The 10819-nt window shown below is 67.0% G+C and carries 13 protein-coding genes; 9 read left to right on the forward strand and 4 right to left on the reverse strand.

From position 1 onward, the window contains the following. Positions 1-4: 4 nt before the first annotated feature. From ACFDR9_RS17215 to ACFDR9_RS17230, 4 genes are read right to left on the reverse strand one after another with little or no spacing between them, the layout of a single operon-like run. On the reverse strand, positions 5-277 hold the full coding sequence (locus tag ACFDR9_RS17215; protein WP_017875071.1) for a flagellar biosynthetic protein FliQ: 273 nt from the start codon (positions 275-277) through the stop codon (positions 5-7). A 1-nt stretch (position 278) separates the two neighbouring features. Then, complete coding sequence (gene fliP / locus ACFDR9_RS17220) at positions 279-1064, reverse strand: flagellar type III secretion system pore protein FliP (protein ID WP_017875070.1); 786 nt, start codon at positions 1062-1064, stop codon at positions 279-281. Beyond that, positions 1061-1372 (reverse strand): FliM/FliN family flagellar motor switch protein, encoded by a 312-nt coding sequence (locus ACFDR9_RS17225; RefSeq protein WP_409031785.1) that lies wholly within the window; start codon positions 1370-1372, stop codon positions 1061-1063. Before ACFDR9_RS17225 ends, fliP begins: the two co-directional genes overlap by 4 nt. A gap of 58 nt (positions 1373-1430) precedes the next feature. Continuing rightward, positions 1431-2321: a FliM/FliN family flagellar motor switch protein gene (locus tag ACFDR9_RS17230; protein WP_017875068.1), complete on the reverse strand. Its 891-nt coding sequence runs from the start codon at positions 2319-2321 to the stop codon at positions 1431-1433. A 602-nt stretch (positions 2322-2923) separates the two neighbouring features. Between ACFDR9_RS17230 and ACFDR9_RS17235 the strand changes: the two genes are divergently transcribed. From ACFDR9_RS17235 to ACFDR9_RS17275, 9 genes are all read left to right on the forward strand, one after another. Beyond that, complete coding sequence (locus ACFDR9_RS17235) at positions 2924-3265, forward strand: flagellar hook-basal body complex protein FliE (protein WP_017875067.1); 342 nt, start codon at positions 2924-2926, stop codon at positions 3263-3265. A 21-nt stretch (positions 3266-3286) separates the two neighbouring features. Further along, complete coding sequence (gene fliF / locus ACFDR9_RS17240) at positions 3287-5008, forward strand: flagellar basal-body MS-ring/collar protein FliF (protein WP_409031783.1); 1722 nt, start codon at positions 3287-3289, stop codon at positions 5006-5008. Beyond that, complete coding sequence (locus tag ACFDR9_RS17245; RefSeq protein WP_017875063.1) at positions 4992-6026, forward strand: flagellar motor switch protein FliG; 1035 nt, start codon at positions 4992-4994, stop codon at positions 6024-6026. The genes fliF and ACFDR9_RS17245 overlap by 17 nt, the downstream gene beginning before the upstream one ends. Further along, positions 6023-6709, forward strand: coding sequence for a flagellar assembly protein FliH (gene fliH, locus ACFDR9_RS17250; protein WP_017875062.1), 687 nt, complete (start codon positions 6023-6025; stop codon positions 6707-6709). The genes ACFDR9_RS17245 and fliH overlap by 4 nt, the downstream gene beginning before the upstream one ends. Beyond that, the gene (gene fliI, locus ACFDR9_RS17255; RefSeq protein WP_017875061.1) at positions 6706-8016 is read left to right on the forward strand and encodes a flagellar protein export ATPase FliI; all 1311 of its coding nucleotides are present in this window, start codon (positions 6706-6708) and stop codon (positions 8014-8016) included. The genes fliH and fliI overlap by 4 nt, the downstream gene beginning before the upstream one ends. Continuing rightward, positions 8013-8450: a flagellar FliJ family protein gene (locus ACFDR9_RS17260; RefSeq protein ID WP_017875060.1), complete on the forward strand. Its 438-nt coding sequence runs from the start codon at positions 8013-8015 to the stop codon at positions 8448-8450. Before fliI ends, ACFDR9_RS17260 begins: the two co-directional genes overlap by 4 nt. Before the next feature lie 89 nt (positions 8451-8539). Then, complete coding sequence (gene fliD / locus ACFDR9_RS17265) at positions 8540-9916, forward strand: flagellar filament capping protein FliD (RefSeq protein WP_017875059.1); 1377 nt, start codon at positions 8540-8542, stop codon at positions 9914-9916. Positions 9917-9969: 53 nt separating this feature from the next. Continuing rightward, on the forward strand, positions 9970-10359 hold the full coding sequence (fliS, locus tag ACFDR9_RS17270; RefSeq protein ID WP_035787528.1) for a flagellar export chaperone FliS: 390 nt from the start codon (positions 9970-9972) through the stop codon (positions 10357-10359). Beyond that, positions 10352-10663, forward strand: coding sequence for a hypothetical protein (locus ACFDR9_RS17275; RefSeq protein WP_017875057.1), 312 nt, complete (start codon positions 10352-10354; stop codon positions 10661-10663). Before fliS ends, ACFDR9_RS17275 begins: the two co-directional genes overlap by 8 nt. The last annotated feature ends 156 nt before the right edge of the window (positions 10664-10819 follow it).

A 10819-nucleotide genomic window follows, 5' to 3' on the forward strand; every position in this document is an offset into this window, starting at 1 on the left:
CGCGCTAGCCGACCAGGGTGCCGGCGCGTTGGAAGATCGACACGCAAAAGTCCATCAGGTAGCCGGCCATCCAGCGCCCGGCCAGTATCACCGCCAGCAGCGTGACCAGCAGGCGCGGCAGGAAACTCAGCGTCTGTTCGTTGATTTGCGTTGCCGCCTGCACCAGCGCCACCAGCAGGCCGGTGATCAGGCCCGGCACCACCAGCACCACCACCAGCAGCATGACGATGCGCAGCGATTCGATGACCAGGTCGACGGCCACTTCCGGGGTCAGCATCTCAGTACGCCTGCACGCTGGTGACGAGGGTGTTGACGGTCAAGGTCCAGCCGTCGACGAGGACGAACAGCAGCAGCTTGAACGGCAGCGAAATGACCAGCGGCGAGAGCATCATCATGCCCATCGCCATCAGCACCGACGACACCACCAAGTCGATGATGAGGAAGGGGATGAACAGCATGCAGCCGATCTGGAAGGCAGTCTTGAGTTCGCTCAGCACGAAGGCCGCCAGCTTGACCGTAAACGCGTGCTCGGCCGGCTTGGTGGCGGCCGGCTCGCCGGCCAGGCGGGCAATCTGCGCCAGCGCCGCCTTGCTCGTTTGCGCCATCATGAAGCGCGACAGCGGCTTCTCGGCGATTTTCAGCGCCTCCTCCAGGCCGATCTTGTCGCGGTCGTAGGGGACGAAGGCCTCGCTCCAGATCTGTTCGCCGATCGGGCGCATCACCAGCAAGGTCAGGATCAGCGCGACGCCGGTGACGATGCGGTTGGGCAGGCCCTGCTGCAGGCCCAGGGCCTGGCGCAGCAGCGACAGCACGATGACGAAGCGGGTAAAGCTGGTCATCATCATGACCATCACCGGCAGCAGCCCGAGCAGGGTCATGATGACCAGGATCTGCGTCTTCACGGTCAGCTCGGTCTTGGCGCCGGGGACGATGCCGCCCAGCAAATCCACCGGCGCCGCCGCGCCGGCCGGGCCGGCGTACAGCGCCGCGCCCAGCAGGGCCAGCGCCGCCAGCGCGGCCAGTCCGGCCCGACTGCGCGCGCGGCCGGTCAAGCCCAGCGTCATGACGTCATCATGTCGAGGTTGAGGCCGTCCAGGTCGATTACCTTCAAGCCGTAGTTCTCGCCGGCGACGACGACCTCGGCGCGGCCGATCGGCGTGCCGTTGACCTTGATCACCAGCGGTTCGCCGGCCAGCATGTCGAGTTCGATCACGCTGTCCGGGCCGATCGCCATCAATTCTTGCAGCGAAATGCGGGCCGAGCCGACCTCGAGCGTCAGGGTCACCGGGATCTTGCGCATCATTTGCGGGATGTCGCGCCGCGTGCGCGCCGGCGAGACGTCGCTGATGTCGCTGACCTGCTCGATGATCATGTCGTCGGCCAGGTCCCCCAGCATGTCGTCGCCCTGGTTGGTTTCGTTCATATTCATATTATTCGACATCTTCAAATGAGGTTAAACAGAGCTTGCCCTTGTGTTCCGACACCGCCGCCGTGAACAGGCGCGAATCGGCCAGCATGACGTCGGTGCGGTTCAGGCTGACGGGGATCACGTCGCCCACGCGCAGGTCGAACAGCGCGCCCAGCTGCACCTCCTTGCTGACCAGCCGGCCCTCCAGCGTCACCTGCAGCCGCGCGGCCAGCGGGCGCACGCTCTTCAGGGCCTTCTTGGCCTGCTCGCGCTCGGGCAGCAGGCCGTGCAAGACGTCGGCCATGGCGGCCTTGTCGAGCGCGAACCAGAACTGGCCGCCGATGCCGGCGCCGGCGGCGCCGTCGCTGACGCCGACGCCGACCACCCAGCTGCCGCGCGCCGGCGCCGTGCCGGGCGCGGCGGACAGTTCGGCGGCGGCGGGGATGCCCAGCGGCGCCGCCTTGTCCAGCGCGGCCAGGTTGTGGCGCACGCGCGCCAGCAGGGCGGCCACCATGTGTTGCCCAAGAACAACGGCAAGCCGTTCCTCGGTGGTGGTCACGCGCACCGTCTGCGGGTCCGGCGCGGCGGCCGCCTTGGCGCCGCTGCGCCCGTAACGCTGGTTGAGCACGCCCAGCAGCACTTGCCGTTCGAGCAGGAAGCCAATCTGGCCGTGCTGGTCGCCAAAGCTGAGCCAGCGTCCGCGCGGCGCCTCGCCGTCGATGCGGCTGAAGGCGACGGCGTCGACCTGGTAGGCGCCCCAGTAGCGCCGGCTCAGCGGCAGGCGCATGGCGCCCGCGAGGTCGTCGCGCAGTTGCGCGGCGAACACGTGCAGCAGGTGGACAGGGCGCCCCAGCAGGCAGGAATCGAGCACTTGGTGCTGCGGCGTGGAATCTGTCTTGGTTATATTGGTCATGGAATGGTCATGTCAGATCACGTCGGTGGCGAAGCAATTATACGGATCGCGCGAAATTCCGGCGGCAATTGTGATTGCCCTTGCCGGACCATTTAACGCATCGTAACTTAAAGTCCGATGATCTCGGAAGTAAACGATACATCAATTTGACGATTATTGCCACGCATCAATACCCACGGGGCAAATCACCCTTTACAATATAGTTGCCAGCAGGTAAGCTTGGAAGGATAAAATTCCGTCCCAGCCGTGCCGGCGAGCGCGTCGGCGATATGCCATTCGCGCGGCGATTTTAATTATCGATATTGCCGTGAATTTTTATTACCGTTGATTTACAGCAGGTTTATCATAGGCATGTCGTAGCTGACATTGCCGTGCCGCCGCCGGCATGGGCGGGGCCGGCCCCGGTCCATGTAAAAACGGGCTCAAGTTAAAAACGGGCTCAAGTGGCCGGCCGGGCGGCCGATAACGGCATGGGCGGCGCGGGCGCGGCGCCCATCCGCCCCCATCCACAACGCGCCGTCCCGCGCGCGCACCGACACCCCAGCGTGTCCGGGCGGCGCGGGCGGCAACCATGGCAGCGAACGTGACAAAAGAGGTCCAAGATGGCGAATGAACTGGCGGGTCTGATCAAGGCCGATTTGGCGGCGTTGCAAAACGCCGCCCACAACCTCGCCGCGCCCCAGGTGGCGCCGGCGGCCCTGCTCGACGGCAGCGCCGGCGCCGGCCCCTCGTTTTCGCAGAGCATGCAGGACGCGCTGGGGCGGGTCAACAACGACGACCGCATGGCGGCCGAGCGCATGAGCGAGGTCGACAGTGGCAAGAGCGACGACCTGGTCGGCGCCATGCTGGCCAGCCAGCAAGCCAGCCTGTCGTTTTCCATGCTGATGCAAGTGCGCAACAAGGTCATGGGCGCGGTTGATGAACTCATCAAGCTGCCCCTGTAAGCCGATCCGAAAGACCGACACGTGAACAACCCCTTCAAGTCCGCCATCGCGCGCTGGCGCAGCGCCGGCCTGCCCTCGGCCTCGCCGGCGCTGCTGAAAACCCTGGCGCCGCTGCTGCTGCTGGCGATCGGCCTGACCGCCATGGTAATGATGTATTTCTGGCGCGACCAGGCCGGCTACAAGCCGGTCTTCGGCAACCGCGAGAAAGTCGCCGTCACCGAGATGATGAACGCGCTCGACGCCGAGCACGTGCCCTACCGCCTGCATCCCGACAGCGGCCAGGTGCTGGTGCCCGAGGCCCAGCTGGGCAAGGTGCGCATGATGCTCGCCTCCAAGGGCGTCACGGCGCAACTGCCGGCCGGCCTGGAGCTGATGGACAAGAGCGACCCGCTGGGCGTGTCGCAGTTCGTCCAGGACGTGCGCTTTCGCCGCGGCCTCGAGGGCGAGTTGGCGCAAAGCATCATGAGCCTGGACGCGATCGCCTCGGCCCGCGTCCACCTGTCCATCGCCAAGTCGACCTCCTTCGTCGCCAGCGACGGCGAGAAGTCGTCGGCCTCGGTGGTGGTGGCGGCCAAACCCGGGCGCACGCTGGCGCCCGAGCAGATCGCCGCCGTCATCAACATGGTCGCCGGCAGCGTCGCCAGCCTGAGCCCGCAGCGCGTCAGCCTGGTCGACCAGGCCGGCAACTACCTGTCGGCGCGCATCGACCTGAGCGAGGGTTTCGAGGCCGGCAACCAGGGCAACGAGAACGCCAAGCGCATCCAGGACGAGATCCGCCGCAACGTCAAGGATCTGCTGGGACCGGTCATCGGCGAGGATAATTTCAAGGTCAGCGTGACGGCCGCGGTCGACAACGACAAGATCGAGGAAACGCTGGAGAAATACGGCGAGGCGCCCAAGGTGACCAGCGAGGCCACCCGCGAGGAGCAGGACCGCAACCGCATGGTGCTGGGCGTGCCCGGCAGCCTGAGCAACCGCGCCCCGGCCGCCGGCGTGCCGGCGCCGGCCGGCGCGCCCGGCGCCGCCGGCGCCGACGCCAACAAGGGCGGCGACGAGGGCTCGGCGCACAAGAACGCCACCTCGCGCCAGTTCGCCTACGACCGCAGCATCACCCAGATCAAACGCAGCCGCGGCCGCCTGCAGCAGCTCAGCGTCGCCGTGGTGCTCAACAGCGCCGCCGCGCCCAACCCGAAAAGTGGCTGGAACGCGACGGAGATGGCGAATATGGACAAGATGCTGCGCAGCGGCCTGGGCATCAACGCCAGCCGCGGCGACGTGCTGGCGGTGTCGGCGCTGAGCTTCCCGGCCAAGGCGCCGGCGGCGCAGTGGTGGGAAGAGCGCGACAACGTCGTCGACATGAGCAGCTGGGCGATCTACCTGGTCGGCGCCTTGCTGGGCTTTTTGCTGATCGTGCGCCCGTTGCTGCGCTTGTTGACAGTACGCTTGACGCCGCCCATGATGCAAAACGTCGAGGCCACGCTGGCGCAGGCCGGCGCCGCCGCCAACGGCGCCTCGGGCGGCGGCGCCGCCGCGCTGGGCGCGCCGGGCGCGCCGCAGTTGCCGGGCATGGCCGCGAGCAGCCCGATGCCGGTGGTGCCGCTGCTGGAAAACTACGACCTGCCGCCGCCCGGCTCGGCGGTCGACGTGATGGTCGACCATTTGAAAGTGCTGGCCGAGAAGGAACCCGAACGGGTCGCCGAAGTCGTCAAACAATGGATGCAGAAAAATGGCCGAAACCAATAACATGAACGAGCGCGACGACGACGACGAGATCGCCCTGTCCCCGGTCGAGCAGGCCGCCATCGTGCTGCTGAGCATAGGCGAGGAGCCGGCCGCGGCGGTGCTGCGCTGCCTGTCGCGCGAGGAGTTGCTCGAGGTTACGCAGGTGATGTCGCGCATGAGCGGCATCAAGGTCGAGTCGGTCAAACACGCGATGCAGACCTTCTTCGACGACTACCGCCAGCAAAGCGGCGTGCACGGCGCCTCGCGCACCTACCTCAAGCGCGCGCTCGACCTGGCGCTGGGCAGCGACATCGCAAATAGCGTACTCAACAATATTTACGGCGACGCCATCCGCCCCAAGATGGCGCGCCTGCAGTGGGCCTCGCCGAAATGGCTGGCCGAGTACATCGTCAACGAACACGTGCAGATGCAGGCGGTGTTCCTGGCCTTCCTGCCGGCCGCGCTGGCCGGCCAGATCCTCGACGCGCTGCCGGTCGAGGGGCGCGACCTGGTGCTGCTGAACCTGGCGCGCCTGGACGAGATCGACCGCGACCTGCTGAGCGAACTGGACGAGCTGGTCGGGCGCTGCCTGTCGACCTTCGACACCCAGAGCACCAGCGTCGAGGGCGTGCGCCAGGTCGCCGAGATCCTCAACCGGCTGCCGGGCAACCGCTCCGACATGGTCGAACTGCTGCGCGCCCACGACCCGGAAGTGGTCGCGGCGATCGAACTGAGCATGTACGACTTCTTCATCCTGTCGCGCCAGAGCGAGGTGGCGATCACCCGCATCCTCGAGGACGTGCCGCTGGAACTGTGGGCCATCGCCCTCAAGGGCGCCGAGCCGCTGGTGCGCGAAGCCGTCATGAAGACCATGCCGAAGCGCCAGGCGCAAAGCTTCGAGGACATGATGCGCCGCTCCGGCCCGGTGCCGCTGAGCCGCATCGAGCAGACCCGCCGCGAAATCATGGCCACCGTCAAGGGCCTGGCCGACGCCGGCGAGATCGAAGTGCAACTGTTCGCCGAGGCGGTGGTCGAATGAAGCACTCCTTCCGCTCCTACCGCTTCCCGCCGCTGTCGCAGTTCATCGCCGCCGGCCAGCGCTCCGAGGACACCGACGGCCAGTGGCAAGCCTCGGTGGCGGAGGGCTTCGAGCAGGGCCAGCGCGACGGCTACGAGGTCGGCCTGGTGCGCGGCCAGCAGGACGGCTACGACGCCGGGCGCAGCGACGGCACCGCCCAGGGCCGCGAAGAGGGCCGCAACGAAACCCTGGTCGCGCTGGACCGCCTGGCGCGCCCGGTCGACGCCATCCTGAAGAACTTGAAGAAGGTGCGCGCCGACTACCGCGCCGCCCAGCGCAAGGAAGTCGTCGACCTGGTGGCCAAGGTGGCGCGCCAGGTCATCCGCGCCGAACTGGCGCTGCAACCGGTGCAACTGCTGGCCCTGGTCGACGAGACGCTGGCGTCGATGCCGCCGACGCGCGAGGAAATCGACGTCTTCCTCAACCCCGAGGAGCTCAAGCGCATCAGCGAACTCGATCCGAAGCGCGCCAAGCGCTGGAACCTGATCGCCGACGCCCGCCTGGACGCCGGCGAGTGCCGCATCAAGGCCGGCGACAACGAAGTCGACGCCGGCTGCCACCAGCGCCTGGCCGCCTGCATGGACCAGGTCAGCAGCCACCTGCAACTGGCGGCCGACCACGCCGACGAGGAAGTGACGTCATGATCGCCGACTCCCTGCGCAGTTTCGAGATCGACGCGGTACCGGTGGCCACGCCCACCGGGCGCCTGGTCGGCGCCTCCGGCCTGCTGCTCGAAAGCGCGGGGTGCCGCCTGCACACCGGCCAGCGTTGCCAGATCGAATCGGTCAACGGCGAGTGGATGGACGCCCAGGTGGTGGGTTTCCGCGACAAGCTGTCGTTCCTGATGCCGTTCAAGAAGGCCACCGGCATGACCACCGGCGCGCGCGTGCTGCCGCTGCCCGACAAGGCCAACCTGCAAATCGGCCCGTCCTGGCTGGGGCGCATGGTCAACGGCCTGGGCGAGCCGATCGACGACCTGGGCCGCCTGACCGGCGAGCACGTGCTCGAATCGACCCCGCCCAAGGTCCATCCGCTGAAGAAAAAACCCGTCGACGAGCCGCTCGACGTCGGCGTGCGCGCCATCAACGCCATGCTGACGCTGGGCAAGGGCCAGCGCGTCGGCCTGATGGCCGGCAGCGGCGTCGGCAAGAGCGTGCTGCTGGGCATTATCACGCGCCAGACCGTCGCCGACGTCGTCGTCGTCGGCCTGATCGGCGAGCGCTCGCGCGAGGTGCGCGAATTCGTCGAAAAATCGCTCGGCGTCGAGGGCTTGAAAAAGGCCGTGCTGGTGATCGCCCCGGCCGACGAGTCGCCGTTGATGCGCATCATGGCCACCGAACTGTGCCACTCGATCGCCGCGCACTTCCGCGACCAGGGCAAGCACGTGCTGCTGCTGGTCGATTCGCTGACGCGCTACGCGATGGCGCTGCGCGAGGTGGCGCTGGCGCTGGGCGAGCCGCCGGCCACGCGCGGCTACCCGCCGTCGGTGTTCTCGGCGCTGCCGCAACTGGTCGAGAGCGCCGGCAACGGCGAGAACCAGGAAGGCAGCATGAGCGCCATCTACACCGTGCTGGCCGAGGGCGACGACCAGCAGGACCCGGTCGTCGACACCGCCCGCGCCATCCTCGACGGCCACATCGTGCTGACGCGCGAGCTGGCCGAGCGCGGCCACTACCCGGCCATCGATATCGCCGCCTCGATCAGCCGCTGCATGGCGCAGGTGATCAGCCAGCCGCACATGCTGGCGGCGCGCGCCTTGAAGGCGTCGATGGCGCGCCACGCCCGCGTGCGCGATTTGATTCCGCTGGGCGCCTACGTGCCCGGCGCCGACCCGCTCACCGACCAGGCGGTGCAGTTGCACCCGCGGGTCGAAGCGTTCCTGTGCCAGGGCACGAAGGAAGAGGCGCCCCTGGTCCCTTGTGTAGTCCAACTCGAAGAGATGATGGCATGACAAGCTCGCACACGATTCAAAATTTGACCACCCTGGTGCAACTGCGCAACACCGAAGTCGAACGCCTGCAAGGCGAAATGGCGGCGCAGACCCAGGTCAAGGAGCGCTACCAGCGCAACCTCGAGCGCCTGACCGGCCTGTACACCGGCAGCGGCGCCTCCGGCGCGCTGCCGCTGGCGCTGTCGGTCAACTGCGGCAACTACAAGCAGGCGGTGATGCACATGGTCGACCTGCACCGCACCGACCTGCACCTGCACGAGGCCAACATGGCGCACTCGCAGCGCGCGCTGAACGCCGCCTGGGCCAAGCGCGAGGTGCTCGGCCAGGTGTTGGAAAAAAAACAAAAGGACGCCGACGGCGAGCAACACCGGCGCGACGCCAAGCGCCAGGACGAGGTGGCGACGCAGTTCTGGTTCCGCGGCCAGGCTAAATAAAGTTTCTTGTGGAAATCATTTCAGCGGCGCGCGGATTTGGTCGCCTTGTACTCAGGTATACATTGAGTTTCCCTTTTTAGGAGTCCGTCATGACCACCACCGCCCCCGTACCGTACAACGTCGACGCCTCGGCCAAGGCTTGGACCGACAAGTACACCGTCGACCAGCAAGCCCTGATCACCTTCCAGACCAGGCGCGCCGCGACCACGGCGAGCGCCCTGACGAGCTTGAAGACGGCGATCACCGCCTACCAGACCAGCCTGACGGCGCTGACGGCCAACAAGACCCTGATGGCCCAGGCCGGCACGCTGAGCAACCCGGCCATCGGCAGCGCCACGGCGGCGCCCACCGCCGCGCCCGGCACCTACTCCTTCTTCGTCGAAAGCCTGGCCACCAAGCACCAGGTGTCGTACGGCGGCTTGAGCGACGACGCCACCCCGACCGGCAACCTGGCCCTGAGCCTGGCCGACGGCAGCAATTTCACGGTGAACATGGCGGCCGCCGACAAGAACAACAACGGCACCCTGACGGCCAAGGAAATCGCCGCCGCCATCAACGCCGAGCCGACCAACCTGTCGAAGGTGACGGCCTCGATCATCACCATCGGCGGCGTGGCCCAGCTGGTGCTGACCTCGAACGTCAGCGGCAGCGCCGGCAAGATCACCCTCGACGCCAGCGCCCTGTCGAACGGCGCGCTGAAAACCGCGCTGACGACGCCGGCCAACGTCACCCAACTGGTGGCCGAGCAAGACGCCGTGGTCTACCTGGGCGGCGCCAGCGGCACCCGTATCCAGCAAAGCTCGAACACCTTCACCAACATCGCCGACGTCGCCGTCACCTTCACCAAGGCGCAGGCGCCGGGCGACCCGGCGGTGACGCTGACGGTCGGCCTGGACGGCGCCGCCACCAACGCCAACGTGCAAAGCTTCGTCGACGCCTACAACAAGCTCAAGGGCGTGCTGGACGACATGACCGACCCGGGCGACCCGCAAAAGGGCGTCGCCGCCGGCCCCTTCGCCGAGGACAGCGGCATGCGCGTGCTGCGCGACCAGATGACGCGCACGCTGCGCGAAAACAGCATCGGCGCGATGTCGACCTACGGCATCACGGCCACCCGCGAGGGCAAGCTGTCGCTGGACACGGCGCGCCTGGGCAAAATGCTGGCGGTCAACCCGGCCGGCCTGGACGCGGCGATCGGCAGCACCTCGGCGAGCGCGCCCAGCGGCGTCACCAGCAAGCTCGACAAGTTCCTCAAGCTGTGGAACAACGGCGCCACCGGCCAGTTGGTGCAGCGCCAGGCCGCCACCGCGAAACAGCAAATGGCGCTGGAGCGGCGCCAGGCCGATTTCGAGAAAAGTTATGTGGCAATGTTTAACAGCTACAAACTGCAGTTCGGCAAGTTGAACCAGTTGCAAGACCAGATGGCCCGCAACAACGACATGTTCGACGCCCTGTTCAGCAAGTAATCCGGCGGCGTCCGCGCCGCCTTGCCCCACCCAGCTTACACCGCGAGAATATTATGTTGAACCACGATGCATACAGCAGTTACCATTCAGTCAATCTGGATGCGCAAACGGCGCGCGCCTCGCCAATCGAACTGGTGCTGGTGCTCACCGACGGCTTGCTGGAGGAGCTGGCGCGCGCGCGCGGCCACATCACCGGCAAGCGCTACGAACAAAAAGGGATCAGCCTGAACAAGTGCGTGGAAATCATCAATGGCTTGTCCAGTTCGCTGGACTACGAGCACGGCGGCGAAGTCGTCGCCAACCTCGGCCACCTGTACGATTATTGCGCCGGCCGCCTGTACACCGCCGGGATCAAACTCGATCCCGCCATGATTGACGAGGTCAGCACCCTGCTGACCACGATCAAGCAGGGTTGGCTGGGCGTACAGGCGAAAAATGGATAGGCTGCGCGCCATCGCGCAGTTGAGCGCGCGCCTGGGCGCGGCCAGCGACGGCGCCGACTGGGACGCGCTGCAGGCCGCGTGCACGGCGCTGGCGGCGGACTTGCCGGCGCTGGCGGCGCGCGGCCCCTGGACGGCGCCCGAGCGCGCCGCGCTGGTGGCGCTGCGCTCGGTCCACGCGCAAGCGTTCCAGTTATGCTCCGAAGAAAAGCAACGCCTGGGCCTCGAGCTCGGCGACATACAGGCAAATAAAGAAGGCTGGCTCGCCTATGCCCTCATCGGCGAGACCGAACTGGACGGGAATTAAGAATGACTATGCACATCAGCAGCACGTCCACACCTAGCACGAAGGCAGCGCCGGCGCCGGCGCCGCCGCCGACACCCTGCTAGCGTCCAAGAGCGGACGAGTGTCGGGGGGGGAAAGGGTGGGGGGGAAGGAGTGGGTGTCGCGGTGGGCGCGGTA

It is taken from the genome of Janthinobacterium sp. CG_23.3 (genome assembly GCF_046115965.1).
Taxonomy (GTDB): domain Bacteria; phylum Pseudomonadota; class Gammaproteobacteria; order Burkholderiales; family Burkholderiaceae_D; genus Janthinobacterium.

What these genes read in the sequence shown, in the direction of transcription:
- ACFDR9_RS17260 (WP_017875060.1), top strand. Translation starts at nt 8,013, where the DNA reads ATGACAAGCTCGCACACGATTCAAAATTTGACCACCCTGGTGCAACTG.
- ACFDR9_RS17215 (WP_017875071.1), bottom strand. Translation starts at nt 277, where the DNA reads ATGCTGACCCCGGAAGTGGCCGTCGACCTGGTCATCGAATCGCTGCGC.
- fliP (WP_017875070.1), bottom strand. Translation starts at nt 1,064, where the DNA reads ATGACGCTGGGCTTGACCGGCCGCGCGCGCAGTCGGGCCGGACTGGCC.
- ACFDR9_RS17225 (WP_409031785.1), bottom strand. Translation starts at nt 1,372, where the DNA reads ATGATCATCGAGCAGGTCAGCGACATCAGCGACGTCTCGCCGGCGCGC.
- ACFDR9_RS17275 (WP_017875057.1), top strand. Translation starts at nt 10,352, where the DNA reads ATGGATAGGCTGCGCGCCATCGCGCAGTTGAGCGCGCGCCTGGGCGCG.
- fliI (WP_017875061.1), top strand. Translation starts at nt 6,706, where the DNA reads ATGATCGCCGACTCCCTGCGCAGTTTCGAGATCGACGCGGTACCGGTG.
- fliD (WP_017875059.1), top strand. Translation starts at nt 8,540, where the DNA reads ATGACCACCACCGCCCCCGTACCGTACAACGTCGACGCCTCGGCCAAG.
- ACFDR9_RS17245 (WP_017875063.1), top strand. Translation starts at nt 4,992, where the DNA reads ATGGCCGAAACCAATAACATGAACGAGCGCGACGACGACGACGAGATC.
- ACFDR9_RS17230 (WP_017875068.1), bottom strand. Translation starts at nt 2,321, where the DNA reads ATGACCAATATAACCAAGACAGATTCCACGCCGCAGCACCAAGTGCTC.
- ACFDR9_RS17235 (WP_017875067.1), top strand. Translation starts at nt 2,924, where the DNA reads ATGGCGAATGAACTGGCGGGTCTGATCAAGGCCGATTTGGCGGCGTTG.
- fliS (WP_035787528.1), top strand. Translation starts at nt 9,970, where the DNA reads ATGTTGAACCACGATGCATACAGCAGTTACCATTCAGTCAATCTGGAT.
- fliH (WP_017875062.1), top strand. Translation starts at nt 6,023, where the DNA reads ATGAAGCACTCCTTCCGCTCCTACCGCTTCCCGCCGCTGTCGCAGTTC.